At 61.5% G+C, this 26,294-nt stretch carries 25 protein-coding genes; 18 read left to right on the top strand and 7 right to left on the bottom strand.

Going from position 1 to position 26,294, the window contains the following annotated elements:
- Position 1 precedes the first annotated feature (1 nt).
- Genes tauB through tauD form a run of 3 tightly spaced genes read left to right on the top strand, consistent with a single transcriptional unit; the run spans position 2 to position 2,462 of the window.
- On the top strand, positions 2 to 781 hold the full coding sequence (gene tauB / locus HX823_RS06550; RefSeq protein ID WP_177074437.1) for a taurine ABC transporter ATP-binding subunit: 780 nt from the start codon (positions 2 to 4) through the stop codon (positions 779 to 781).
- Entirely contained in the window at positions 778 to 1,614 is an 837-nt protein-coding gene (tauC, locus tag HX823_RS06545) for a taurine ABC transporter permease TauC (protein ID WP_038843615.1), read from the top strand. The genes tauB and tauC overlap by 4 nt, the downstream gene beginning before the upstream one ends.
- 11 nt (positions 1,615 to 1,625) lie before the next feature.
- Positions 1,626 to 2,462 (top strand): taurine dioxygenase, encoded by an 837-nt coding sequence (tauD, locus tag HX823_RS06540; protein ID WP_177074436.1) that lies wholly within the window; start codon positions 1,626 to 1,628, stop codon positions 2,460 to 2,462.
- 129 nt (positions 2,463 to 2,591) lie between these two features.
- On the opposite strand, the gene mgrA is transcribed toward tauD, so the two are convergent.
- The 3 genes from mgrA to HX823_RS06525 form a co-directional block, all read right to left on the bottom strand.
- Entirely contained in the window at positions 2,592 to 3,629 is a 1,038-nt protein-coding gene (gene mgrA, locus HX823_RS06535; protein ID WP_010214105.1) for an L-glyceraldehyde 3-phosphate reductase, read from the bottom strand.
- 108 nt (positions 3,630 to 3,737) lie between these two features.
- Entirely contained in the window at positions 3,738 to 5,066 is a 1,329-nt protein-coding gene (locus HX823_RS06530; RefSeq protein ID WP_177074649.1) for an OprD family outer membrane porin, read from the bottom strand.
- 161 nt (positions 5,067 to 5,227) lie between these two features.
- The gene (locus HX823_RS06525; protein ID WP_177074435.1) at positions 5,228 to 6,118 is read right to left on the bottom strand and encodes a LysR family transcriptional regulator; all 891 of its coding nucleotides are present in this window, start codon (positions 6,116 to 6,118) and stop codon (positions 5,228 to 5,230) included.
- Between the two features lie 119 nt (positions 6,119 to 6,237).
- Between HX823_RS06525 and HX823_RS06520 the strand changes: the two genes are divergently transcribed.
- The 3 genes from HX823_RS06520 to HX823_RS06510 are packed head-to-tail and all read left to right on the top strand — an operon-like array spanning position 6,238 to position 7,723.
- Entirely contained in the window at positions 6,238 to 6,969 is a 732-nt protein-coding gene (locus tag HX823_RS06520; RefSeq protein WP_033898784.1) for an SDR family oxidoreductase, read from the top strand.
- 44 nt (positions 6,970 to 7,013) lie between these two features.
- Positions 7,014 to 7,472 (top strand): DoxX family protein, encoded by a 459-nt coding sequence (locus tag HX823_RS06515; protein WP_256350010.1) that lies wholly within the window; start codon positions 7,014 to 7,016, stop codon positions 7,470 to 7,472.
- A gap of 2 nt (positions 7,473 to 7,474) precedes the next feature.
- Positions 7,475 to 7,723 (top strand): hypothetical protein, encoded by a 249-nt coding sequence (locus tag HX823_RS06510; RefSeq protein ID WP_177074433.1) that lies wholly within the window; start codon positions 7,475 to 7,477, stop codon positions 7,721 to 7,723.
- Between the two features lie 3 nt (positions 7,724 to 7,726).
- On the opposite strand, the gene betT is transcribed toward HX823_RS06510, so the two are convergent.
- Both betT and epsC read right to left on the bottom strand, forming a co-directional pair.
- Positions 7,727 to 9,688, bottom strand: a complete 1,962-nt coding sequence (betT, locus tag HX823_RS06505; RefSeq protein WP_162834914.1) for a choline transporter BetT — start codon at positions 9,686 to 9,688, stop codon at positions 7,727 to 7,729.
- Positions 9,689 to 9,947: 259 nt separating this feature from the next.
- The gene (gene epsC, locus HX823_RS06500) at positions 9,948 to 10,874 is read right to left on the bottom strand and encodes a serine O-acetyltransferase EpsC (RefSeq protein WP_016974984.1); all 927 of its coding nucleotides are present in this window, start codon (positions 10,872 to 10,874) and stop codon (positions 9,948 to 9,950) included.
- 165 nt (positions 10,875 to 11,039) lie between these two features.
- On the opposite strand from epsC, the gene HX823_RS06495 reads away from it, so the two are divergent.
- The 11 genes from HX823_RS06495 (at position 11,040) to HX823_RS06445 (ending at position 22,095) form a co-directional block, all read left to right on the top strand.
- Positions 11,040 to 12,032, top strand: coding sequence for a D-cysteine desulfhydrase (locus tag HX823_RS06495; RefSeq protein WP_177074432.1), 993 nt, complete (start codon positions 11,040 to 11,042; stop codon positions 12,030 to 12,032).
- Between the two features lie 175 nt (positions 12,033 to 12,207).
- Complete coding sequence (tcyJ, locus tag HX823_RS06490) at positions 12,208 to 13,002, top strand: cystine ABC transporter substrate-binding protein (protein ID WP_038843603.1); 795 nt, start codon at positions 12,208 to 12,210, stop codon at positions 13,000 to 13,002.
- Positions 13,002 to 13,667, top strand: a complete 666-nt coding sequence (tcyL, locus tag HX823_RS06485; RefSeq protein ID WP_010214112.1) for a cystine ABC transporter permease — start codon at positions 13,002 to 13,004, stop codon at positions 13,665 to 13,667. The genes tcyJ and tcyL overlap by 1 nt, the downstream gene beginning before the upstream one ends.
- A gap of 3 nt (positions 13,668 to 13,670) precedes the next feature.
- On the top strand, positions 13,671 to 14,417 hold the full coding sequence (gene tcyN, locus HX823_RS06480; protein WP_016974987.1) for an L-cystine ABC transporter ATP-binding protein TcyN: 747 nt from the start codon (positions 13,671 to 13,673) through the stop codon (positions 14,415 to 14,417).
- 328 nt (positions 14,418 to 14,745) lie between these two features.
- A complete protein-coding gene (locus tag HX823_RS06475; RefSeq protein WP_177074431.1) occupies positions 14,746 to 15,510 on the top strand; it encodes a hypothetical protein in 765 nt (254 codons plus the stop codon).
- Positions 15,511 to 15,697: 187 nt separating this feature from the next.
- The gene (locus tag HX823_RS06470; protein WP_177074430.1) at positions 15,698 to 16,939 is read left to right on the top strand and encodes an SfnB family sulfur acquisition oxidoreductase; all 1,242 of its coding nucleotides are present in this window, start codon (positions 15,698 to 15,700) and stop codon (positions 16,937 to 16,939) included.
- 25 nt (positions 16,940 to 16,964) lie between these two features.
- Entirely contained in the window at positions 16,965 to 18,158 is a 1,194-nt protein-coding gene (locus HX823_RS06465; protein ID WP_177074429.1) for an SfnB family sulfur acquisition oxidoreductase, read from the top strand.
- Positions 18,158 to 19,537: an LLM class flavin-dependent oxidoreductase gene (locus HX823_RS06460; protein WP_038843596.1), complete on the top strand. Its 1,380-nt coding sequence runs from the start codon at positions 18,158 to 18,160 to the stop codon at positions 19,535 to 19,537. The genes HX823_RS06465 and HX823_RS06460 overlap by 1 nt, the downstream gene beginning before the upstream one ends.
- The gene (locus HX823_RS06455; protein WP_016974992.1) at positions 19,534 to 20,349 is read left to right on the top strand and encodes a MetQ/NlpA family ABC transporter substrate-binding protein; all 816 of its coding nucleotides are present in this window, start codon (positions 19,534 to 19,536) and stop codon (positions 20,347 to 20,349) included. Before HX823_RS06460 ends, HX823_RS06455 begins: the two co-directional genes overlap by 4 nt.
- Positions 20,346 to 21,461: a methionine ABC transporter ATP-binding protein gene (locus HX823_RS06450; RefSeq protein WP_038843593.1), complete on the top strand. Its 1,116-nt coding sequence runs from the start codon at positions 20,346 to 20,348 to the stop codon at positions 21,459 to 21,461. The genes HX823_RS06455 and HX823_RS06450 overlap by 4 nt, the downstream gene beginning before the upstream one ends.
- Complete coding sequence (locus HX823_RS06445; RefSeq protein WP_038843591.1) at positions 21,451 to 22,095, top strand: methionine ABC transporter permease; 645 nt, start codon at positions 21,451 to 21,453, stop codon at positions 22,093 to 22,095. Before HX823_RS06450 ends, HX823_RS06445 begins: the two co-directional genes overlap by 11 nt.
- 2 nt (positions 22,096 to 22,097) lie before the next feature.
- Here the strand turns inward: HX823_RS06445 and HX823_RS06440 are convergent, their stop codons facing one another.
- Positions 22,098 to 23,201, bottom strand: a complete 1,104-nt coding sequence (locus HX823_RS06440; RefSeq protein ID WP_177074428.1) for a hypothetical protein — start codon at positions 23,199 to 23,201, stop codon at positions 22,098 to 22,100.
- Between the two features lie 178 nt (positions 23,202 to 23,379).
- On the opposite strand from HX823_RS06440, the gene HX823_RS06435 reads away from it, so the two are divergent.
- Entirely contained in the window at positions 23,380 to 24,006 is a 627-nt protein-coding gene (locus tag HX823_RS06435) for a bifunctional 2-polyprenyl-6-hydroxyphenol methylase/3-demethylubiquinol 3-O-methyltransferase UbiG (protein ID WP_177074427.1), read from the top strand.
- 103 nt (positions 24,007 to 24,109) lie between these two features.
- Here HX823_RS06435 and HX823_RS06430 read toward each other — a convergent pair whose 3' ends face one another.
- Positions 24,110 to 26,293: a glycoside hydrolase gene (locus tag HX823_RS06430; RefSeq protein ID WP_177074426.1), complete on the bottom strand. Its 2,184-nt coding sequence runs from the start codon at positions 26,291 to 26,293 to the stop codon at positions 24,110 to 24,112.
- Between the last annotated feature and the right edge of the window lies 1 nt (position 26,294).

The following is a 26,294-nucleotide window of genomic DNA, read 5'->3' as shown; positions in this document are numbered from 1 at the left end:
GATGGCCTTGCTACAACTGGAGCGCATCAGCGCACAGTACCCAGGCGCCACAGAACCGGTACTGTCAGACATTTCAATCGACCTGGGGCCCCAGCAATTGCTGGTGGCCCTCGGCCCGTCCGGCAGTGGCAAGACTTCGCTGTTGAACCTGATTGCCGGCTTTGTCGAACCGTCCGCCGGGCGCATTACGCTTGATGGCGTGCCGGTCAAAGGCCCGAGCGCCGAACGCGGCGTGGTGTTCCAAGACGACGCCCTGCTGCCCTGGCAGGATGTACTGGCCAACGTCGGCTTCGGCCTGGAGCTGGCCGGTGTGCCAAAGGCGCAACGTGAAGTGCGCGCTCGGGAAATGCTCGCGCTGGTGGACCTGGCCGGTTTCGACAGCCGTCGCATCTGGCAACTTTCCGGTGGGCAGAAACAACGTATCGGCCTCGCCCGCGCGCTGGCGGCCGACCCTCGCGTGTTGCTGATGGACGAACCCTTCGGCGCCCTCGACGCCTTCACCCGCGAGCAGATGCAGGAGCTGCTGCTGCAAGTCTGGCGGCGCACGGCCAAGCCGGTGTTCCTGATTACCCACGACATCGAAGAAGCGGTCTTCCTGGCCACCGACCTGATCCTGCTGGCGCCCAACCCTGGCCAGATCGTCGAACGCCTGAGCCTGGATTTCGGCCAACGCTACGCCGCCGGTGAGTCGGCGCGGGCGATCAAGTCCGACCCGCGCTTTATCGAAACCCGCGAACACGTGCTGGGCAAAGTGTTCTCCCAACGGCAGGTGTCCGCATGAGCAGCTACGAACTTCCCGTCACGGCCGCCAAGCCGGCGGTGCACGCGGTTATCCCGGTGCGTCGCAGCCTGAGCACCCGCTGGATCAGCCTGCTGACCCTGGTCGCGTTGCTTGTTATCTGGTGGGCCGTGACCGCCACCGGTTTGATCGAACCACTGTTCCTGCCACCGCCGTCCGCAGTGCTACAGAAAGGCTGGCTGCTGGCGACCACCGGCTACATGGACTCCACCCTGTGGCAACACCTGGGCGCCAGCCTCAGCCGTATCGGCCTGGGCTTGGGCTTTGCCGTGCTGACTGCCGTGCCGGTGGGGATCGCCATCGGCTCCAACCGTATCGCCCGTGGCATTCTCGACCCGCTGATCGAGTTCTACCGCCCGATCCCGCCATTGGCCTACCTGCCGCTGATCGTGATCTGGTGCGGCATTGGCGAACTGTCCAAGGTGCTGCTGATTTACCTGGCGATCTTCGCGCCGATTGCCATCGCCACCGCGACCGGTGTGCGCACGGTCGACCCGGCCAAGCTGCGCGCCGCACAGTCGTTGGGCGCCACCCGCGCCCAGTTGATTCGCCATGTGATCCTGCCAAGCGCGCTGCCCGACATCCTTACCGGCGTGCGCATCGGCCTGGGCGTGGGCTGGTCGACATTGGTCGCCGCCGAGCTGATCGCGGCCACCAGCGGCCTGGGTTTCATGGTGCAGTCGGCGGCGCAGTTCCTGGTCACTGACGTGGTGGTGCTGGGCATCCTGGTCATCGCCCTGATCGCCTTCGCCATGGAAATGGGCCTGCGTGCCCTGCAGCGTAAATTAGTGCCGTGGCATGGCCAGGCACATTGAGTGAGAACCGCATGAGCAGCCTGACCGTTACCCCCCTCAGCACCGCATTGGGTGCCCTGATCAGTGGCGTCGATATCACCCAGCCGTTGAACATTGAAGAGCGCGATGCCATTGAACAGGCATTGCTCAAGCACTCGGTGCTGTTCTTCCGCGATCAACCGATCAACCCGCAACAGCAAGCGCGGTTCGCGGCGAATTTTGGTGACCTGCATATCCATCCGATCTACCCCAATGTGCCGGAACAGCCCGAAGTGCTGATCCTCGACACCGCCGTCACCGACGTGCGCGACAACGCCGTGTGGCACACCGACGTGACCTTCCTGCCGACTCCGGCGTTGGGCGCCGTACTCAGCGCCAAGCTGCTGCCGGCGTTTGGCGGCGATACGCTGTGGGCCAGCGGGATTGCGGCGTATGAGGCGTTGTCCGAGCCGTTGAAGCGCTTGCTCGATGGGCTGACCGCGACCCACGACTTCACCAAATCCTTCCCGCTGGAGCGCTTTGGCAACACCGCCGAAGACCTGGCGCGTTGGGAAGAGACTCGCAAGAAGAACCCGCCGTTGTCGCACCCGGTGGTGCGCACGCACCCGGTGAGTGGGCGTAAGTCACTGTTTGTCAGTGATGGGTTCACCACCAGGATCAACGAGCTGGAGCCGGCGGAGAGCGAGGCGATTCTAAAGCTGCTGTTCGCCCATGCGACACGCCCGGAGTTCACCATCCGCTGGCGCTGGCAGGAAAACGATGTGGCGTTCTGGGATAACCGCGTGACGCAACATTACGCGGTGGATGATTACCGGCCGCAGCGGCGGGTGATGCACCGGGCGACGATTTTGGGGGATGTGCCGTTCTAACTCCCGCCGAGGATTAAATGTGGGAGCGGGCTTGCTCGCGAAGGCGGTGGATCAGTCAGTACATCTGTTGACTGACACTCCGCATTCGCGAGCAAGCCCGCTCCCACAATTTGATCGAGTGGCGTCGGATTATTCAGCGGTGGATGGCTTTTCCCACAGGTTGATCCCACCCTCCTGCGCAAACCGATCAATCTCCGCCAGTTCTTCCGCACTGAAGCTCAAGTTCTTCAACGCACCCACGTTCTCGATAATCTGCTCCGGCCGGCTCGCACCGATCAGCGCACTGGTTACCCGTGGATCACGCAGGGTCCAGGCCAATGCCAGTTGCGCCAGGCTCTGGCCACGGCGCTGGGCGATTTCGTTCAGCGCACGCACGTGGGCGATGTTGGCTTCGGACAGGTGCTTGGCCTGCAACGAACCACCGCCCGGACGATTCACCCGCGCATCCGCCGGTACGCCGTTGAGGTATTTGTCGGTCAGCAGACCCTGGGCCAATGGCGTGAACGCGATCACCCCGGCGCCGAGCTCTTCGGTGGTGTCCAGCAGGTCTTTTTCCACCCAGCGGTTGAGCAGGTTGTAGGCCGGTTGGTGAATCAACAGCGGCACTTTCCACTCTTTGAGCAGCGCGGCGATTTCGCGGGTTTTCACGCCCGAGTAGGACGAAATACCGATGTACAACGCCTTGCCTTGTTGCACGGCAGTGGCGAGGGCGCTGGCGGTTTCTTCCAGGGGGGTGTCGGCGTCAAAACGGTGGGAGTAGAAGATGTCCACGTAGTCGACGCCCAGGCGTTGCAGGCTCTGGTCGAGGCTGGCCAGCACGTACTTGCGTGAGCCGCCGCCCTGGCCGTAAGGGCCGGGCCACATGTCCCAGCCGGCTTTGCTGGAGATGATCAGTTCGTCGCGGTAGTGCTTGAAGTCTTCGCGCAGCAAGCGGCCGAAGTTGATCTCGGCGCTGCCATAGGGTGGGCCATAGTTGTTGGCCAGGTCGAAGTGGTTGATGCCCAGGTCGAACGCGGTGCGCAACAGAGCGCGCTGGGTGTCGATCGGGGTGCTGTCGCCAAAGTTGTGCCACAGGCCCAGGGACAGTGCAGGCAGCACCAATCCACTGCGGCCTACGCGGCGGTACGGAATAGATTCATAGCGGTTTTCGGCAGCAATGTAAGTCATCGAATCCTCTCTTGGACGTCGGCAAATAAGGCCTGGGAATAAGGTTATTCCCAGGCCTTTTAACCAGCTGAATCGCTTAAGTCTGCCGTTCCGTTCTACAGCAATTGCCTACCAGAGTGGAACGACATAACTCACATAGAAGCGGTTTTCATCCTGCACGGTGGCACCGCTGATGTCCGGGCTGGCGTGGGCGTTTTTCCAGGTCACACCCAGGCCCTTGAGAGTGCCGGTGGGCACTTGATAAGCCACGGCGACGTTACGTTCCCATTCGCTGGTGGTGCCTTGCGCCGTGCGGATGTCATCACCGTGGGCATAGGCAGCGGAGAACGTCAGGCCCGTGAGGCCAAGCTTACCGAAGTCATACTTGTACTGCGCAAGCCAAGTGCGCTCACCGGCGTGTTGAAATTTATTCAACTGCATGTTGGTCAGCGCCGGGGTGTCGGCGCCTGAGCCTGGGCCCTGGCGGTTGTCGCCGCTGTTCAGGCCGGAGTCCAGGTACGGGAAGTCGCTGTCGCCGCTGTTTTTCTGGATACCCAGGCCGACGGTGTGGCCGTCGAGGCTGTAGCTTTCAAGCAAGCTGGCGGTGGTCTGGTTGATGCGGCCTTTGTTCACGCCGTCGCCGTACAGACCACTCGCGGCGTAGTCCTTGTCACCGTCGGCGTTGCCGCCCACCCCCAGGCTGCGGAACACACGCACGTCGGTGTCGATGGCACCCACGGATAACGCGTCATGGCGCTTGGCACCGAGGAAAAACTGCTGGTAGTAATCCTCAAGGTTGGAATACCACAGGCTGACCGTGGTGTTCTGGATGCCGGTGTAATCCGCACCGCCGAACAGGAAGCGATCGCTCTCTTTGGTGCCGCCGGCGGTGATCATGCCCTGGTCGCCGGTTTCGTTGCGAATCTTGGTCTTGAAGATATCGCCGCCGGTGAAGGTGAAGTCGCTGAGGTCTTTGGACACCAGTTGCACACCGGTATTGGTCTGCTGGTACAGGCGCCCGTCGGTGTTGGCGAGTATCGGGTTGTTGCCGTAGAGCGTACCGACACGCAGTTCATCCTTGGCGAAACGCATCTTGAACGTCGGGCTCAACACACCGAACTGGTCGGCGGATTTGCCGTTGTCCAGCGGGAACATGCTGCCGGGGTAGCGACCCTGGTGTTCCTTGTCGTTGAGGTCACCGCCGGAGTCCAGCTTCAACCCGTAGAACGCCTGCAGGTCCAGGCCAAAACCCACCGGACCTTCGGTGTAGCCGGACTTGAAGTTGAACTCGAACCCCTGGCCCCAATCCCTAATGCTGTGAGCCTTGGCGTTGCTGTTCACCACATCACGCCCCTGCTGGTTGAGGTAGCGGTTGAGCAGGGTCACATCGGCGTGGCTGTCATCGATAAAATCGGCGTGGGCGGACAGCATAAAGCTCGCCATGGCGGCACCCACCATAGGGCTTATCAACGTCTTCATTGTTACCGGTCTCCGTCACTGTTCTGAAATGAAAGCGTCAAACGCTTCACACAATTACGCAGTGGCCAGATGACAGTTGCGCGTCAAAACGCGATGTAGGCGGATGAAATTAAATTCATGAAACCCTTTAACTACGCGGGTTAGCGGGCATTTTCGAAGATTTCCGCGAGCCAGTCGACGAACACGCGCACCCGTGGCGACATGTGCCGATTCTGCGGATACAACACTGAAACCGGCATCAACGGCGGCGGTGTTTCACGCAGGATTTCACGCATCACACCCTGTTCGATCAGCTCCGCCATGCGGTAGTGCGGGCACTGGATAATGCCGAGTCCGGCCACCGCGCTGGCCGAATAAATCTCCGCGCCGAACACCGACAATGCACCGTCGATACTCACTTCCTGCAGCTCGCCATTGACCATGAACTCGAACGGAAACAGCTTGGCCGTGGTGCGCGACACGTAGTTCACCGCGCGGTGTTCACTCAGCTCGGCCAGGCGCTTGGGTTCTCCGTATTTGCGCAGATAAGCGGGGCTCGCGCAGGTCACTTGGCGCAAGTTGGCGACGCGCCGGCCAATCAACGCGGAATCCCCCAGGGTGCCTGCACGCAGCACGCAATCGACGCCCTCCGCGATCAGGTCGACAAAGCGATCCGCCTCACTGATGGACAGCTCGATATCCGGGTAACGCGCCATGAACTCCGGCAGCGCTGGCACCACAAAATACTTGGCCAGCGTGCCGTGCAGGTCCACGCGCAAACGCCCCTTGGGCGCCACGCTGCGGAACGCCAGCTCGGCCTCTTCCAGCTCCGCGAGCAACTGCACGCATCGTTGGTAATACGCCTCGCCATCGAGGGTCGGGCGCACACGCCGGGTGCTGCGTTCCAACAAGCGCGTGCCCAGCCAGGCCTCGAATTGATTGAGTGTGTGGGTCAGGGTCGCACGGGGCAGATTCAGGTCATTGGCCGCCAGGGTGAAGCTGGAACGCTCGTAAATCCGCACGAAGACCTTCATGGCTTTGACTTGATCCACGCTGCACTCCTACACGCCGATTGTTGGCGATTATTGAACAGTCAAGGCAACTCTGGCGCATTTATCGGCCTGGGTAAACATGTGAATCTGCTTCCACACCCCGTTCAAGGACCCAGATCATGACGACTCAAGTAGCAATCATCACCGGCGCCTCCCGCGGCATTGGCGCCGTCATCGCCAAGCAACTCGCTGCCGACGGGTACGCCGTGGCCATCAATTACGCCAGCAGCGCCACCGAGGCGTCGAAGCTGGTAGTGGAACTGCGCCAGGCCGGCCACCAAGCCATAGCGATCCAAGGCGACGTCGCCAAACCCGCCGACATCAAGCGCCTGTTCGACGAAACCGAAGCGCAATTGGGCAAGGTGGATGTGCTGATCAACAACGCCGGCATCCTCAAGACGCTGCCCCTGGCTCAACACAGCGACGAACTCTACGACCAGAACTTCGATATCCACACCCGTGGCACCTTCAACGCCCTGCGCGAAGCCGCCACCCGCCTGAATGACGGCGGACGCATCGTCAACTTCTCCAGCAGTACAGTCGGTCTCAACTTCCAAGGTTACGCGGTGTACATCGCCAGCAAGGCGGCGGTGGAGTCCCTGACCCAAGTGTTCGCCAAAGAGATGCGCGGGCGCCGGATTACCGTCAACGCCGTGGCGCCAGGCCCGGTCGCCACCGAGTTGTTCCTGCACGGCAAAAGCGAAGAGCAGATCCAGGGCATGGCCAAGATGCCGCCGCTGGAACGCCTTGGCCAACCGGAAGATATCGCCCGCGTGGTGGCGTTTCTGGTGAGCCCGGCCGGTGGCTGGGTGAATGGGCAAATCCTGCGCGCCAATGGCGGGCTGGTCTAAGTCACACATCCGGGCCAGCGATGTTCTCTTTGTGGAGCTCTATCATGCCAACCTTGTTGATCCCCGCACTCGCCCCGCTTTACCGCTGCGCCGAACCCCTGGCCTACGCGCTGCTGCGCGCAGGTTTTGGGGTGATCATGCTCACCCACGGGCTGCCCAAATTGCTGGGCAATGCCCATGGTTCGATGGCCGACCCGATGGCGGCCTCCATCAATTTGATCCAGAACCGCCTGCACTTGCCGCAGGCGGAGCTGATCGGCCTGCTGGTGGCCTTGCTGGAAGCAGTCGGTGGATTGCTGTTGATACTCGGCCTGGGCACACGGCTGGTCGCGGCCATGATGACCGTGCAGATGCTGACCATTGCTTACTTGCTGGGGCCGACGTGGCCGTGGATCGACCGAGGCATCGAGTACCCGGTGCTGATGGCGCTGCTATCGTTGTACCTGGTGTTTCGCGGTGCCGGCCGCTATTCCCTGGACAACGCACTGGGCAAGGAGCTCTGAACATGCACACCACCCTGGTGATCAGCGCAGGCTTGATCCTGTTGGCACTGATGCTGTTGATCGGGCAGAAGCTTGGCGTGAGCCGGCCCATTCTGGCCTACAGCTTTGTGGCGATCTGGTTGGGGGTAGCGGTGGTCAATGGCGCTGTAGGGGTCGTCACTGCCGGCCAGCCCCTGGTGTCGGAGCTGGTGATCGGCAGTGGCGTGTTCGGCGTGCCCCTGGTGGCACTGGCCCTGTACCTCAGGGCCTGAGCCTCAGCGCACCAAGTGCAGGAACTGTAGGTGACGCTCGTACTGGTCGAGGATGTCGTTGATGATCTGTTCCTTGGTATAGCCCACCAAATCATAGTCCTGGCTACCCTCGGCCAAGTGCACTTCCGCCCGGTAGTAGCGACGGTTGTTGAGCTCCTTGGAGCCCATTCCGCCACGGGCAAATGACGGCGTGAAGTAGCCGCGCATCTGCACCTGGTAGATGAACGGACGCTCCTCGCCATGGCCGATTTCCAGGCTGACGCTGTCGTTGGCGGGGTCAGGTTGCGTCACCACGTTCAAACCCTTCTCGACAAACACCGCCGTCACTTCTTCAATCGCCGGGCGCACCGTCGAGTCGAGGAAACGGTACACCTCGTCTCGCGACGGGAAGTGCACGGCCTGGCTCAAACGCTGGCGCCAGCCGCCGCGTCCCTTGCGAGCCGTCGAAATCGGTGCCAGTGAATGCAGCTGGGCGATCTGCTTTTGCGACTCTAAATAGAACGCCTTGTGCAGCCCCCACATCATCAGCAGCAGGATCATGGAGAACGGCAACGAGGTCAGCACCACCGCCGACTTGAGCGAATCGATACTGCCGGCAAACAACAACGCACTAGTGACCAGTGCCGTCATCGCGCCCCAGAACACCCGCAGCCATTTCGGCCCATCTTCATCGGCGTTGCCACCTTTGGACGACAGGGTGGACAGCACCACGGTGCCAGAGTCGGCCGAGGTCACGAAGAACACGAAGCTGATAAACACCGTGACCGCGATGACGGTTTTGCTCCACGGGTAGGTTTCCAGCAGCAGGTAGAGGCTCATCGACGGGTTATCGATGGCCGACTGACCGAGTGCGGCCATACCGTGGTTGAGCACCTGGTCGATGGCGCTGTTGCCGAAGATCGACATCCACGCCAGGGTGAAACCCAGCGGGATCAGCAGCACGCCAAACACGAACTCACGGATGGTGCGACCACGGGAGATGCGCGCGATAAACAGGCCCACAAACGGCGACCATGCAATCCACCAGGCCCAGTAGAACACCGTCCAACCGCCCAGCCAGTCGCTGGGTTTGTCGTAGGCGTACACGTCGAAACTCTTGGTCGGCAAGGCGCCCAGGTAGTCGCCGATGTTTTGGATCAAGGTATTGAGCAGGTGCTGGGTCGGCCCGGCGAACAACACGAACAGCAGCAGCGCACAGGCCAGCAGCATGTTGATGTCGGACATCACGCGCACGCCTTTATCGACACCGGCCACGGCGACGATGATCGCGGCGCCCATCATCAGCGTGATCAGACCCACCTGGATCCACTGGGTATGGGCGATGCCGAACAGGTAGTCGAGACCGGAGTTGAGGTGCAACACGCCGAAGCCCATGTCCGCACCAAGCCCGAACACCGTGGCAATGATGCCGAAGCCATCCACCGCGTAACCGATGGGGCCGTTGATGCGCTTGCCGATCAGCGGGTACAGCGCCGAGCGCAACGCCAGCGGCAGGTTATGCCGGTAAGCGAAATACGCCAGGGCCATGCCGACAAACGCGAACACGCCCCAACCATGCAGGCCCCAGTGCAGAAACAGGATCTGCATGGCCTGGCGCGCGGCATCGGCGTTCATCGGCGCGCCCTGGGGCGGTTGCACCAGGTGCGTCAGCGGCTCGGAGACGCAGAAGAAAAATAGCGTGATGCTGATCCCGGCGGCGAACAACATGCCGGCCCAGGACAGGTAACTGAATTCGGGCTCGTCGTGGTCGGCACCGAGTTTTATCTTGCCGTAGCCCGATAACGCGGTGACCACCACGAAGACCAGATACAGGGTCATCGCCAGCATGTAGTACCAGCCGACCGTGTTGGCCGCCCAGTTTTGCGCCGCCAGCAGCCAGGCACCAGCCTGTTGCGGGATAGCGATGACCGTGATGCCGAACAGCAGGATAAACGTCGCGGCGAAGTAGAAGACCGGCGCGTTCATGCGCACCTGGCCGCTGGTAGGGGTGGACGATGCACTCATGAACGATGCACCCCGAAGGTGAGGGATATGGCTGTAAATAACGGACTCAGCAAAGGTAAGCCTCCTGTTGTGAGCGGGCAGCGAACCACCGGGTTTAACTTGAACGAGCATTCAAGTTAAACATGGATGGGCGGTCTGGGACTAATCGCAGGGCTGAGTGGTAGACATTTCCTACGCCAGCCAAGGCAAGCTTAGTCCTCAGCGCTCACTGGAAGTGCCATCACTTTTGCGTGCCGTCATCATGTTGCAGGTTGGCCTGGGTGATATTCGCCCCCGCCGGCACGCTGCGCGTCAGCCACACGTTGCCGCCGATGGTCGAGCCCTGGCCGATGGTGATACGCCCCAGGATCGTCGCCCCGGCGTAGATCACCACGTCATCCTCGACAATCGGGTGGCGTGGGTGGCCTTTCTGCAACTGCCCGTCTTCGTCTGCCGGGAAGCGTTTGGCGCCCAGGGTTACGGCTTGGTAGATGCGCACGCGCTCGCCGATGATCGCTGTCTCGCCGATCACCACACCGGTCCCGTGGTCGATAAAAAAACTCGGGCCGATCTGCGCGCCGGGATGAATATCGATACCGGTGGCCGAGTGGGCAATTTCCGCACTGATGCGCGCCAACAGCGGCAGGCCGGCGCGGTACAGGTGGTGCGCCAGACGGTGGTGAATCACCGCCAGGATGCCCGGATAGCACAGCAGCACTTCATCCACGCTGCGTGCCGCTGGGTCGCCGTGGTAGGCGGCCAGCACGTCGGTGTCCAAAAGACTGCGCAGGGACGGCAGGGCCAGGGCGAAATCCTGGATCAGGCGGATGGCGAGCGCGTCGACTTCGCTGTCATCCTTGGCACCCTGTCGCGCGGCGTAGCGTAGCTCCAGGCGGGCCTGGCCGAGCAAGGCATTGAGCGCCACATCGAGGGTATGCCCGACGTAGAAATCTTCACTTTCTTCACGCAGGTCAACCGGGCCGAGGCGCATGGGGAACAGCGCGCCGCACAACGACTCGAGAATCTGCGCCACCGCCTCGCGGGACGGCAACTCACGACCACCATGCTCTCCACTCAAGCGCCCATTGCGCGTTCGCCACTGGTCCCGGGCGCTGCGCAGTTGGCTGACGATGGTCTGTAATTGCCAATGACTGGAACGCTCACTCACGGTATTCACTCCTGACGAAATGGTCATCACTTTACGGTATGCACCCTGGCCGCCCTTAAGAACCAATGGTGTGATGCTAAGAACCGTCCGGAATAAGCGATTGACGGTTGCCCGATGAAAAGTGCCTGCCTATAGTCGCCCCATACTCATCAACCGTGCGTAGCCATGATCAAACAACAGCTCGACCGTTTTAACCGCCTGGAACTGCTGGGTGGCGCCACTGCCCTGGAAAAACTCGAGCGGCTGTCGGCCTGGTTGGGCAGGGATATCTACGTTAAGCGCGACGACACCACGCCGCTGGCGATGGGCGGCAACAAGCTGCGCAAGCTCGAATACCTCGCCGCCGATGCCATCGCTCAAGGCGCCGACACCCTGGTGACCGCTGGCGCGATCCAGTCCAACCACGTGCGCCAGACCGCCGCGTTGGCCGCCAAGCTCGGCCTGGGCTGCGTCGCCCTGCTGGAAAACCCCACCGGCACTGAAGACCCCAATTACCTGGGCAACGGCAATCGCCTGCTGCTGGAGCTGTTCGACGCCAAGGTGGAGCTGGTCGAGAACCTCGACAACGTCGACGACCAGCTCAACGCCCTCGCCGACCGCCTGCGCAGCAACGGCAAAAAACCGTACCTGGTGCCGATCGGCGGCTCCAATGCCCTCGGTGCATTGGGTTACGTGCGCGCCGGGCTGGAGCTGGCCGGGCAGATCGAAGACAGTGGCATCGAGTTCGCCGCCGTGGTCTTGGCCTCCGGCAGCGCGGGGACGCATAGCGGCCTGGCGTTGGCCTTGAGCGAAGTATTGCCGAACCTGCCCGTGATTGGCGTCACTGTCTCGCGCACCGAAGAGGCCCAGCGCCCGAAAGTAGAGGGCCTGGCCGAACGCACTGCCGAATTGCTGGGGGTAAAAATTCCAGAGGCCTTCAAGGTGATCCTGTGGGACGAATACTTCGGCCCGCGCTACGGCGAACCGAACGCCGGCACCCTGGCGGCGGTCAAGCTGCTGGCGAGCCAGGAAGGCCTGCTGCTGGACCCGGTCTACACTGGCAAGGCCATGGCCGGCTTGCTGGATGGCATCGGGCGTCAACGCTTTGAGGACGGGCCGATTATTTTCCTGCATACCGGTGGCGCGCCAGCGTTGTTCGCTTATGACTCGGCGTTCTAAAAAAGCTGACCATTATATTCCATAAAAGAATAACCGAATGATTTAATATTATTTTCAAGTCTTAAAAACCGGCTTTATAGTCGCGCCGTAGGCGAAGACGCGCTACGCGCTTTAAGGCAGGATACGACTACTGCGTCACCTGCTTCGCTCACCATAAAAAACACAGGGGCTCTTCATGACTATTTCTGTATTCCGTCGCACGTTGTTGGTTGGCACTTTGGGCCTGGCACTCGGAGCTGGCCTGATGGGCCAGGCCATCGCGGGTGAACAGCTGGACAACATCAAGAAAGCAGGCGAGATCAAGATCGGCCTGGAAGGCACCTACCCACCGTTCAGCTTCGTCGATGAAAGCGGCAAGCTCAGCGGTTTCGAGGTGGAGCTGTCCGAAGCGCTGGCCAAGGAGCTGGGCGTGAAGGTCAAGCTGCAGGCCACCCCATGGGATGGCATCCTCGCTGCCCTGGAATCCAAACGTCTGGACGCCGTGGTCAACCAAGTGACCATCTCGGAAGAGCGCAAGAAGAAGTACGATTTCTCCAAGCCTTACACCGTCTCCGGTATCCAGGCACTGGTCCTGAAGAAGAACGTTGACGCGATCAAGACCGCCGATGACCTGGCCGGCAAGAAAGTCGGTGTGGGCCTGGGCACCAACTACGAACAATGGCTCAAGGACAACCAACCTAAAGCCCTCATCAAGACTTACAACGACGACCCGACCAAGTTTCAGGACCTGCGCATCGGCCGTATCGACGCCATCCTGATCGACCGCCTGGCCGCCCTGGAATACGCCAAGAAAGCCCCTGACACCGCCGCAGCCGGCGACGCCTTCTCCCGTCAGGAAGCCGGGATTGCCCTGCGCAAAGGCGAGCCAGAACTGCTCGACGCGGTGAACAAGGCCCTCGACAAACTGCGCGCCGACGGCACCTTGAAGAAGCTGTCCGAGAAGTACTTCAACGCTGACGTCACTCAATAATGGAAGCAGGTTTCCAACTCGCGCTGGACTCCGCGCCCTTTCTGCTCAAGGGCGCGTACTACACGGTGATCCTCAGCCTCGGCGGGATGTTTTTCGGTTTGCTGCTGGGCTTCGGCCTGGCCTTGATGCGCCTGTCGCGCTTCAAGCTGGTGAGCTGGCTCGCCCGAGTCTACGTGTCGTTCTTTCGCGGCACGCCCTTGCTGGTACAGCTGTTCTTGATCTACTACGGCTTGCCGCAAGTGGGCATCGAGCTGGATCCGATCCCGGCCGCCATGATCGGCTTTTCGCTGAACATGGCCGCCTATGCCTGTGAAATCCTGCGCGCCGCCATCGGTTCCATCGAGCGCGGCCAATGGGAAGCTGCGGCCAGTATCGGCATGACCCGTGCTCAGACCCTGCGCCGGGCCATCCTGCCGCAGGCCATGCGCACGGCTTTGCCGCCGCTGGGCAACAGCTTCATTTCGCTGGTCAAGGACACGGCGCTGGCCGCCACCATCCAGGTGCCCGAGCTGTTCCGCCAGGCGCAATTGGTGTCGGCGCGGACCTTCGAAATCTTCACCATGTATCTCTCCGCTGCCCTGATCTACTGGATTTTGGCGAGCATCCTGGCGCATTTGCAGAATCGCCTGGAAGACCGGGTCAACCGGCATGACCTGGAGTCCTGAAGCATGATCGTGGTTGAAAAACTGACCAAACAATTCAAGGGTCAGGTGGTGCTCAACGGCATCGACCTGGAGGTCAAGGAGGGCGAAGTCATCGCCATCATCGGCCCCAGCGGTTCCGGCAAGACCACCTTCCTGCGCTGCCTGAATTTCCTCGAACAACCCACCAGCGGTCGCATCAAGGTGGGCGACATCGAGATCGACAGCAGCAAGCCGATCAACCAGCAGGCCAGCCTGGTGCGGCGCCTGCGCCAGCACGTGGGTTTTGTGTTCCAGAGCTTCAACCTGTTCCCCCACCGCACCGCGCTGGAAAACGTCATCGAAGGGCCCACCGTGGTCAAGAAGATGCCAAGGGAAGCCGCTGATGCCCTGGGTCGCAAGCTGCTCGCCAGGGTCGGCCTGGCGGGCAAGGAAGACGCGTATCCAAGGCGTCTCTCGGGCGGCCAGCAACAGCGCGTGGCGATTGCCCGTGCGTTGGCCATGGAGCCGGAGGTGATTCTGTTCGACGAACCCACCTCGGCCCTCGACCCGGAACTGGTGGGTGAAGTACTGGCAACCATCCGCAGCCTCGCCGAAGAAAACCGTACCATGGTCATCGTCACCCACGAGATGAGCTTTGCACGGGATGTGGCCAACCGGGTGATCTTCTTCGACAAGGGCGTGATCGTGGAACAAGGCGAAGCCAAGGCGTTGTTTGCCAACCCCAAGGAAGAGCGCACCAAACAGTTCCTGAGCAAGTTTCTCGCCCACTGACACTCCCTTGGAAACGCTTGAATGTGGGAGGGAGCAAGCTCCCTCCCACATTCAAGCCCCTCCTACAGGAATTCCTCGCTGGCACGCGTAAAACACTCTGCCGCACTCACGCAAAAATCCCCGCACCAGTCAGACCCTTCTGAATATCTCCAAACCCGCCGTTTAGCCCTTTGCCGCCATTGACGCTCCGTGCCCAACCCTCTTATCTAGCGCCCAGAGGATTGGATCCTATCCCGGCTACTCACTGAATCGTTCTGTTCGGCCCACCGCGCTTGCCTGCGCCAAGGGGCTGGAGCGATTGCTGCTGGCTGCATCAAGGAGATTATTTATGACGCCCCCCCTGCTCACCGCCCCGACACTGCCCCAGGCCATCGGCAATGGCATCAATGCCCTGGCCGCCACACACTTGCAGGTCGACATCGCGCCGTATCCCGGCATGGATGAAGGCGACCTGATCGAGCTGTTCTGGAACAACTGCTTTGCCGCTTCGCGTCGGGTGACCGCCTGCAAGATCGGCACACTTACCCATCTACGGGTGCCGGAGAGTTTTGTGCTGGACGGCCCGACCCAAGTGCATTACCAGGTCATGCAAGTGGGCCACGCCCCTGCCCGTTCGGCCGTGACGCTCGTGCAGGTGAAGACGCTCTTTCCGGGTGGCCAGCCCTCGTCGCTGTGCGGCGACGAAAACCAGAATCTCGCCCCCGTGGGCTTGCCCGAAACCATTCGTCGCTACGGCGTCAACGCCTGCCAAGTACGGCGCGGTATCCCGCTGACCATCGAGCCGTATCTCAACATGACCACCGGCGATGCGATCACTCTGCGTTGGGGCGATGTACGCCTTGACTTGCCCAAGATCCAAGCCGCTGAAGTCGGCCTGGCGGTGCAGGTATGGGTGCCCTCCGCGGTAATCACCGAGGCTGGCGAAGACTGTCGGCTGGAAGTGACGTACTGCATTCTTGATCGCGTCGGCAACAATTCACGCTGGGCGCCCGCCCGCATGTTACGCATTGCCGCCGAGGCGCCGACCCGCCTGACCGGGGCGGCGCTGATCTATCAACCGCGCCCACTGGGATCGCCCTGCGAACCTGGGTGACAGACCTTCTATGCATATTCCCAAAAGTTAGTTTATTTAAATATTTAACACGCTTAGGGTATATGCACCGGACCACCGGACATCGCTGATTTTTCTGTTTTTATTTCATTGAATGCGAGGTCGGTATGGTCAGGATTACCCCGGTGCACAACGCCAGGGCATTACGTGCAGCCAAGGAGCGGCGCTGATGTCTAACTTGGCTCAAACACCCCCCCAGAGCGATCTGGACATTGCCCCCCTGCTGTTGCCAGCCGCCGTGCTGCGCAACGATGCAGAAGCGCTGAAGGCGGCCCATGAACTCGCCCATGCTGCGCGCCTGCAGGCCGCCAAGCGCGACCAGCAGCGCAAGCTGCCATGGGCACAGCTCGAACAGTTCACCCGCAGTGGGTTGGGCAGTATTTCCATTCCCCGTGAATACGGCGGCCCGCAGGTGTCTTTCGTGACCCTGGCCGAGGTGTTCGCGATCATCAGTGCGGCAGACCCGGCCCTCGGGCAGATTCCGCAGAACCATTTCGGCATCCTGCACCTGTTGCAAGGTGCCGCCACCGAGCGCCAGAAAAAGCAGCTGTTCCAGAGCGTCCTCGACGGCTGGCGCATCGGCAATGGCGGCCCGGAGCGCGGCACCAAAAATACCCTGGAACTCAAGGCGCGCATCACCGCCGAGGGTGACGGTTATGTGATCAGCGGCCAGAAGTTCTATTCCACCGGCGCGCTCTTCGCCCACTGGGTTGCCGTCAAGGCACTCAACGATGACGGCAAGCAGGTCATGGCGTTTGTGCGCCGTGGCACCGAAGGCCTGCGCATCGTCGATGACTGGTCCGGCTTTGGCCAACGCACCACCGCCAGCGGCACCGTGTTGCTGAACCAGGTGCCGGTCGACGCCGAGTTGGTCGTGGAAAACTGGCGCATCGGCGAAACCCCGAATATCCAAGGCGCGGTCTCCCAATTGATTCAGGCGGCCATCGATGCGGGCATCGCACGCGGCGCGCTCGACGACACCATCGCGTTCGTACGTGAACGCTCGCGCCCATGGATCGATGCCAAGGTCGAACGCGCCAGCGATGACCTGTATGTAATCGCCGATATCGGCAAGCTGAAGATCGAACTGCACGCCGCCGAAGCCCTGCTGCGCAAGGCTGGCCAGGTGCTGGACCAGGTCAGCGCTGCGCCGATCACCGCGCAGTCCGCGGCCCGTGCGTCGATTGCCGTGGCTGAAGCCAAGGTGCTGACCACCGAGGTATCGCTGCTGGTCAGCGAAAAACTCTTCGAGCTGGCCGGTAGCCGCGCCACCCTCGCCGAATTCAACCTCGACCGTCATTGGCGCAACGCCCGCGTGCACACCCTGCACGATCCGGTGCGCTGGAAATATCACGCCATCGGCGCCTATCGACTGAACGGCACGTTGCCTGCCAGGCATTCCTGGATCTGACCGACCAGACCTCTGGAGAACACCTATGACTTTCTCTGCAAACGTCGCGGTTATCACCAGCGACGAACAAGCCCTTATTGTCGCCAGCGACCTGGCCGAAGACTTCCGTCGCGACAGCGCCCAGCGCGACCGCGAGCGCCGCCTGCCGTTGCCTGAGCTGGATGTATTCTCGCGCTCCGGCCTGTGGGGTATCAGCGTGCCCAAGGAGTACGGTGGCGCTGGCGTGTCCAACGTCACCCTGGCCAGGGTCATTGCACTGATTGCCCAGGCGGATGCTTCCCTGGGCCAGATCCCGCAAAACCACTTTTATGCCCTGGAAGTGCTGCGCATAAACGGCAACCCGGCGCAGCAAAAGCGCCTTTACGCCGAAGTCCTCGCCGGCCAACGCTTCGGCAACGCCCTGGCGGAACTGGGCACCAAGACCGCTCACGACCGCGTGACCTCCATCACCCGCGACGGTGACGGTTTCCGTATCAGCGGTCGCAAGTTCTACTCCACCGGCGCGATCTACGCCCAACGCATCCCCACGTCGGTGGTGGATGAACAGGGCGTGCAGCAACTCGCCTTTGTGCCGCGCGACAGCGAAGGCCTGAGCGTGATCGACGACTGGAGCGGCTTCGGCCAGCGCACCACCGGCAGCGGGTCGGTGGTGTTCGACAACGTGTGGGTTGCCGCGCAAGACGTGATCCCGTTCCAGAGCGCCTTTGAACGCCCCACAACCGTCGGTCCGCTGGCGCAGATCCTCCACGCCGCCATCGACACGGGCATCGCCCGCGCGGCCTTTGAAGATGCGCTGCACTTTGTGCGTACCAAGACCCGTCCATGGATCGATTCCGGCAACGACAAAGCCACCGAAGACCCACTGACCCTGAAAAGCTTCGGACGCCTGAGCATCCGCCTGCACGCCGCCGAGGCGCTGCTGGAACGCTCGGGTGAATTCCTCGACCGCGCCCAGGCCGACAGCAATGCCGAAACGGTTGCCGCCGCCTCCATCGCCGTCGCTGAAGTACGCGCCTTGAGTACCGAGATTTCCCTGGCCGCCGGCAGCACCTTGTTTGAACTCGCCGGCAGCCAGGCGACCCTGGCCGAGCACGGCCTGGACCGCCACTGGCGCAACGCCCGCGTGCATACGCTGCACGACCCGGTACGTTGGAAGTACCACGCGGTGGGCAATTACTACCTCAACGATGAAAACCCGCCGCTGCGGGGGACCATCTGATGGCTAAGAAGAAAATCCTGCTCAATGCCTTCAACATGAACTGCATCGGGCACATCAACCACGGCCTGTGGACCCATCCACGGGACACGTCCACCCAATACAAGACCATCGAGTATTGGACCGAGCTGGCCAAGACGCTGGAGCGCGGGCTGTTCGATGGTTTATTCATCGCTGATATCGTCGGCGTGTATGACGTCTATCAGAACTCGATAGACGTACCGCTCAAGGAGTCGATCCAGTTGCCGGTGAATGACCCGTTGCTGCTGGTTTCGGCCATGGCGGCCGTCACCCAGAACCTCGGCTTTGGCCTCACCGCCAACCTCACCTACGAGCCGCCGTACCTGTTCGCCCGGCGCATGTCCACGCTGGACCACCTGAGCCGTGGCCGGGTCGGCTGGAACATCGTCACCGGCTACCTCGACAGTGCCGCCAAGGCCATGGGCCTGACCGAGCAGGTCGAGCATGACCGTCGCTACGACCAGGCCGATGAATACCTGGAGGTGCTGTACAAGCTCTGGGAGGGCAGCTGGGAAGACGGCGCGGTACTCAACGATCCAAAAGCGCGGGTGTATGCGCAGCCGGGCAAGGTGCACAAGGTCGAGCACCACGGCGAGTTCTACCAGGTGGAGGGTTATCACCTGTGCGAACCCTCGCCACAACGTACGCCAGTGCTGTTCCAGGCAGGCAGTTCGGATCGCGGTTTGCTATTCGCCGGCCGGCATGCCGAGTGCGTGTTCATCAGCGGGCAGAACAAGGCGGCGACCAAGGTGCAGGTGGACAAGGTGCGCGCCAGCGCCGTGGCAGCCGGGCGCAACCCGGATGACATCAAGGTGTTCATGGGCCTCAACGTGATCGTGGGCGCCACCGAAGCGCTGGCCTGGGAGAAGCACGCCGAGTACCTGAGCTATGCCAGCGCGGAAGCGGGTGTGGCGCACTTTTCGGCGTCCACCGCCATCGATTTTGCGCAATACGAACTGGACGAACCGATCCAGTACGTGAAGAGCAACGCAATCCAGTCGGCCACCAAGAACCTGCAGAACAACGACTGGACCCGGCGCAAATTGCTGGAACAGCACGCCCTGGGCGGGCGCTACATCACCCTGGTCGGCTCGCCTGAGCAGGTCGCTGACGAGCTGGAATCCTGGATCAGCGAAACCGGCCTGGATGGCTTCAACCTCACGCGCATTGTCACCCCGGAAAGCTACGTGGACTTCATCGACCTGGTGGTGCCGGAGCTGCAAAAGCGCGGGTCCTACAAGACCGCGTACGAGACCGGCACGCTGCGCGAAAAAGTCTTCCACGGCGGCGCCCGCCTGCCCGAACAACACACCGGCTCCACCTACCGCCAAACGGCTTCTCTGACTGGAAATACCCTATGAAAAAGACATTGCTCGCTCACCCAGTCAAAGCACTGGCCCTGGCTTTCGGATTGTTCAGTTCGGCGGTGTTCGCCGCCGACGCGCCGTTGAAAATCGGCACCACGGCGGCCTTTGCGATTCCCCTCGAAGCCGCCGTCGCCGAAGCCGGCAAGCAAGGCCTGAAAGTCGAACTGGTGGAATTCACCGACTGGATCGCGCCCAACGTCAGCCTCGCGGCCGGCGATATCGACGTGAACTACTTCCAGCACATCCCGTTCCTGGAAAACGCCAAGGCCGCCGCCGGTTTTGACCTGGTGCCGTACGCACCGGGGATCATTAACAACGTCGGCCTGTATTCGAAGAAGTACAAGAGCATCAACGACCTGCCCCAAGGCGCCAGCGTGGCGATTGCCAACGACCCGATCAACAGCGGTCGCGGCCTGCAACTGCTGGCCAAGGCCGGGCTGATCACTCTCAAACCGGGCGTGGGCTACAAGGCCACCGAAGAGGACATCGTTTCCAATCCGAAGAAGATCAAGATCCTGCAGGTCGAGGCCGTGCAACTGGTACGCGCCTACGACGACGCAGACCTGGTGCAGGGCTACCCGGCGTATATCCGCCTGTCCAAGACCTTCGATGCCGAATCGGCACTGCTGTTCGATGGCCTCGACCACCCGGAATACGTGATCCAGTTCGTGATCCAGCCGAAAAGCAAAACCGACCCTCGAGTGATCAAGTTCGTCGACATCTACCAACATTCGCCGGTCGTGCGCGCCGCGTTGGATAAATCCCTCGGCAAGCTCTACCAGGTCGGCTGGGAAGATAAAAAATGACCGCCGCCAACGCCCAACTGCGCGACCTGGGCCTGCCGCCCAGGGACGCCGAGCAGACCGAGCTGCATCCTGACCTGAACCACGCCCACGTGCGTTTTATCAACCTGGGCAAGACCTACGACGGCACCGTGCATGCCTTGCAAGGCATCGACCTAGCGATCCAGCGCGGTGAAGTGTTCGGCATCATCGGCCGCAGCGGCGCCGGCAAGTCGTCGCTGATCCGCACCATCAACCGCCTGGAGCAACCCAGCAGCGGGCGCGTGCTGATCGATCAGGTCGACATCGGCGACTTCGATGAAGACCGTCTGGTGGAGCTGCGTCGGCGCATCGGCATGATCTTCCAGCACTTCAACCTGATGTCGGCCAAGACGGTGTGGCAGAACGTCGAGTTGCCGTTGAAAGTGGCGGGTGTGCCGAAGCTGCAACGCGAGCAGAAGGTGCGCGAGCTGCTGGAGCTGGTAGGTTTGCAGGACAAGCACAAGTCTTACCCGGCGCAGCTGTCCGGCGGGCAGAAACAGCGGGTGGGCATCGCCCGTTCGCTGGTGCATGACCCGCAGATCCTGCTGTGCGACGAGGCCACGTCGGCCCTGGATCCGGAAACCACCCAGTCGATCCTCGGCCTGCTGCGTGAGATCAACAAGCGCCTGGGTTTGACCATCGTATTGATCACCCACGAGATGGCGGTGATCCGCGAAATCTGCGACCGCGTGGTGGTGCTGGAACACGGGCGCATCGTTGAGCAAGGTCCGGTGTGGCAAGTGTTCGGCAACCCGCAGCATGACGTCAGCAAAACCCTGCTGGCACCGCTGCAACACGGGCTGCCGGACGAGTTGCAGAGCCGTTTGCAAGCCACACCGGCATCCGCCGACGGCGCCGTGGTGCTGCGCTTACAGTTCACCGGCAGCGACACCGATGAGCCGGACCTGGCCGCGCTGTTCAGCGCACTCGGCGGGCGCGTGCGTTTGCTGCAGGGCGGCGTGGAACGCATCCAGGGGCATGCCCTGGGGCAACTGCTGCTGGCCGTGAGTGGATCGACCCACGACGCTAGCGAGCTGCGCAACCGCGCCGGCAACTGGGCACAACAGGCAGAGGTGCTGGGCTATGTGGTTTGATCGTTTATTGCAGGGCGCCATCGACACCTTGTTAATGGTCGGCGTGTCGTCATTGATCGCGCTGCTGGTGGGCATTCCGCTGGCGGTGTTCCTGGTGACCAGCGACAAAGGCGGTATCTATCAAGCCCCGGCGCTTAACCGCGTGCTGGGGGCGTTCGTCAATCTGTTCCGCTCGATTCCATTCCTGATCCTGATGGTGGCGTTGATCCCGTTCACCCGGCTGATCGTCGGCACCACCTATGGCGTATGGGCCGCCGTCGTGCCGCTGACCATTGCCGCCACGCCGTTTTTTGCACGGATCGCCGAAGTGAGCCTGCGCGAAGTCGATCACGGTCTGATCGAGGCTGCGCAAGCCATGGGCTGCCGTCGCTGGCACATCATCTGGCATGTGCTGCTGCCGGAAGCGCTGCCGGGGATTGTCGGCGGGTTCACCATCACGCTCGTCACCATGATCAACTCGTCGGCCATGGCCGGCGCGATTGGCGCGGGCGGCTTGGGCGACATTGCCTACCGTTATGGTTATCAGCGCTTTGATACGCAGATCATGCTGACGGTGATCGTGTTGCTGGTGATGCTGGTGGCGGTGATTCAGTTGGGCGGTGATCGCCTGGCGCGGGTCCTGAACAAGCGTTGAGGTTATGGGCACTCATCCAGTTGGGCGACGCTGGAGTGGGGGACGAAAGTCACGGTTTTTTCCTTGGCCTGCCAAGGGCGCACGATGTAACTGCCGTCCGAGTCCGCCAGGACGCGCAGCTTGATGCTGCCCTCAGGTTTTTTGGCGTCCACCAGCGTGCCGGGAACCTTGGCGCCTTCTGACCAGGTCATGACGGTACACATCCGCCCTCCCGATGCGGAGGCTTGCAGCGGCAGGCCTCCCAATTTAGCGCCTGTCACCGGGAAAAGCCCCAGTGCGATCAGAAGTCCAAGGGCAGCCAAAGACGCCAATGCGACCGGATTCTTATGATCGTTCATATACGCCACAAGACACGCCCCCAGCCCTTGAATCAGAAAGAGCACCACTATTTCGGCAAACATGACCGGGGTAAACAGCACGACGCTGTCGGAGTATTCCCCGAACGCACGCGAGACCGGCACAGTGACCATGAGAACAACCAGCATCTGAATGACGCCGGCACTGGCACTTGCGATCCAGAACTCCACGGAAAGCTCGCGCCGCGGGATGTTTGCCGGCCGGGCGCGAATGATGATGCAGGTATACGCCAATACCGTCACCGCGATCGACACTACCCAGCACACAGTCTGGAACGGCCCGCTTTCGGCGTTCGCGGACAGGTACACCGCTGACAACCAGAACACCGCCAGCACCACGAGACTGGCCGCCCAATGCATCAATAACCGACGATGCTGAGCCGTCCTCTCAGGCGATTGCCGACTGAGATTGAGCTGATCGCTGAGCCGCGTGCCCTTAGCGTTCAGGCGCAGGAACAAGATGAACGTCGGCATCAGGATCGACGCCCCCATCATGCCGATGACAAATACCAACATGGCGAACATCGCCGGCAATGCGGTGAACGCGGCTGCCGACAAAATACTCAGCGGCACCTTTTCCACTTGGATGTATTGGTACAGGTACAGGCCGGCTACCGACAAAATGCCCACGGTCAAAGGCCATGCGCGTTCATTGAGCCATAACAGGCCGTTACTCAAGACATTGGCGTATCGGTCCATTTTGTTTTGCTGAGTGACTTCATCAGCCGGTGGTTGGGGAGTCTGATCCATGGGTATATGACGCCTCTTTCAATGAGAAGCGCATGGTACCCAGAATCCTGCGGTCAGGATGTCGGATGCTTACGCTGCGTACGCACTGAATTGCCCTACACAGCGCACACGTCTTTCAACTGAATCAGACGGTGCCCTGAGGTATAGTCCAACGATCTCAGCCTCAGTGCGCCCTGCTATGAAACTTGCTCCCGACGACCTCGACCAGATCACCTCAACCACCCTCAGCCACTACAACAAGGTGGCCGAGGACTTCCGTGAAGGCACGCGTGATCACGATGTGAGCCAGAACATCGATGCTTTGTTGAGGCAGATACAGGGCACGCCGCCCTTTACCGTGCTGGATTTCGGCTGCGGCCCAGGGCGGGATCTGCAGACCTTTACGCGCATGGGGCATATCGCCGTGGGGCTGGATGGCTCGCAGCGGTTTGCGCAGATGGCGCGGGAGGACAGTGGTTGCGAGGTGTTGCAGCAGGATTTCCTGAAACTGGACCTGCCCGCCGAACGTTTCGACGGGATCTTCGCCAATGCGGTGCTGTTTCATATTCCCAAGCAGGAATTGCCGCGTGTGCTGAAGCAATTGCAGGGAGCGTTGAAGCCTGGGGGCGTGTTGTTCAGCTCCAATCCTCGGGGAGAGAACCAGGAAGGCTGGAACGGGCCGCGGTATGGGTCTTATCACGACTTGGCGGCGTGGCAGGCGTTGTTGGCCGAAGCGGGTTTTGTGGAGTTGGAGCATTACTACCGGCCGCCAGGGTTGCCGAGGGATCAACAGCCTTGGTTGGCCAGTGTCTGGCGCAAACCCTGACTGCTTTTTGTGGCGAGGGAGCTTGCTCCCGCTGGGGCGCGAAGCGGCCCCAAGCTTTGGGGCTGCTACGCAGCCCAACGGGAGCAAGCTCCCTCGCCACAGGTTATTTCACCTGATACACCTGGTTTTTTTCACCCGCCAGTAGCGCCGTCACACTCCGAGCGGCATACCCTGCTTTTTCCTCATTGGAAAAATTCGCTACCAACCGCGTGCCATCGGCAAACGTGGTCTCCTGTACCAGCCGATCCGCTGTCAGCCAACGAAAACCGGTCATCGTCTGGGTCGCCAAGCGCTGATGCAGCGGTCGGAAAAACCGATCCTGGCGCTGGATCACCGGCAACCGCTGCTTAACCGTCGCAGCACTCAAGTGATACAGCGGCGGCACGTTGTAGAGCAGTTGGGTCAGCTCGTTTTCCACCCGCACATTGCTCAGCTTCAAGCTGTCGAACAACCAGTGATGAGTCGTGATCACCGAGCCATGGAACACCGCCTGATACAGCGGCAGGCGCATCGTCGGTTCGACATACACCGTGCGAAACGGCTCCTTCAATGGCACCGACTTGAAGAACACCGCCGGCTGCTCCGGCGGGAACCAGTTGCCGACGTAATAGGGCGATTGCTTGTCCTTGGTCATCGCGGGATCACCCCAGCCGATCACCGGCGTCTGCATGCCATGGGCAAACAGAATGCCCTGGGCCGTGATGGCGTTGCCGTCCTCGGAACCGGTGGGCAACTTGCGCGCGGTATTGATCCAGCGGGAGGCGTCGATATTGCCCTCCGCGTTTTGCGCCTGGGTCATCGGTGCGCTGTCGCGGTAGCTGTCGAACACCATGCTGGTGGCGTAGGCATCCAGGAACCAGGCGTTGAAGCCTGCCTGGGCTTGCACGGCCTGCACCCGCGCTTCCAGCAACGGCCGCACACAGCGCGGGTCGGTGTAGTGCCCGGACTGTTGAAAACCGGTCTTGAGCTTGCCGCCCTTCAACACAATCGCGCAGTTGCGATAGGCATTACTGCCAAGGTGGGCGGTGGTCCAATCGGGGTTTTCCGTGGCGGATAACGCGGTTTCATAGGAGTCGTAGGGCGCCATCAGGAAGCCCGCATCGACACCGGCGCGAATCGCCTCGGGGTGCCAGAGCCCGCCTTCCCAGCCTTCGCCCAGGGTCAGCAACACACGGGGCAGGCCGGCGTTGCTCAGCGATTGAATCACCGGGTTGCCCCAGGCTGCCGGGTTTTCACTAAGGGCGCCGGCAAAGTCCACGGCCAACTCGCCACGCAATTCACCGTAGCGCGCAGCGAGCCGTGTCATATCAGGCTCTGCTACCTGCCAACTCTGCCGGGCCTTCTTGTTGATCGCCGCGTTCAGCCCTCGCAGCAGCACCGTCTGCTCATAACGATTCAACGCCGTGGTCTGCGCCAGTACCTTGGCAGACTCCTTGTCCAGCAAGCCTTTGAGTTCATGCCTACGCAAGCGCTGGAGCAACAGCGGCCAATCCCGCACATCCTCCAGCGCCAACAGGTCATTGCCCCACAGGTAGACATGACTGGCGCCCAGCAACTTCTGCGCCTCGGGCGTCTGTCGCAGTTTGTCCGCCAAAGGCTCGTACCGCCCCTGCTCGACCAACCACTGGCGATAACGCTTGGCGCCGGCCAAGGGATCGCCATCGCCCAGGTGCAACCGCAACGTCATCGGAGCATCAGGGTCGAGCGAGGTGAATTCATGGGCCAAGGACAGGGCCTGGTCCGGTTGCCAACGCAGGCGATTGTTATAGGGGTTGGTGAGCAACCAGTTGAGCGTAAACGCGCCGTGGTCGACACCCCACAGCGGCAGGCTGAGATCCTGGGTGGTGTTGAAGTCGCCTTGCTCCAGCAGGAACGTCTTCCAGATGGCGTTATCGGCGGGTACGTAATGCCCTTCAGCCAAAGGCCACATCAGGCCTTTGCCCAAGGCACTGGCCGGTTGTTGAAGAATGGGAATTTCACCCGGCGCACGCGCACGGATGGACAACGCCAGGTCGCGCTGCTCAAGGGTAGCGCTCACACGGAAGGCGCCATCATCCCATTGCCAATCGGCCTGTTGATCGCTGTGGGCAAGCTGGCTGACGGCACGCGCCGCTACGCCGTTGGAAGCTTGTATCGTCGGTTGCCCGCTGGGGGTCACGCGGATCGCAAGGGTGGCCGGGTCGAGTTCGACCCGCCACAACGCGTTTTCCAGAACGGTGCCGGCAAAAACCATGGGTGACAGCAACACCGTGCAGATCAACCAACTGTGGCGCAGGAACTGGGGCATG

This window comes from Pseudomonas sp. P7759 (assembly GCF_013386445.1).
GTDB classification, from domain to species: Bacteria; Pseudomonadota; Gammaproteobacteria; order Pseudomonadales; family Pseudomonadaceae; genus Aquipseudomonas; species Aquipseudomonas azotoformans_A.
The sequence above is the reverse complement of the archived record's forward strand: the minus strand, read 5'-3'. Positions and strand labels throughout refer to the sequence as shown.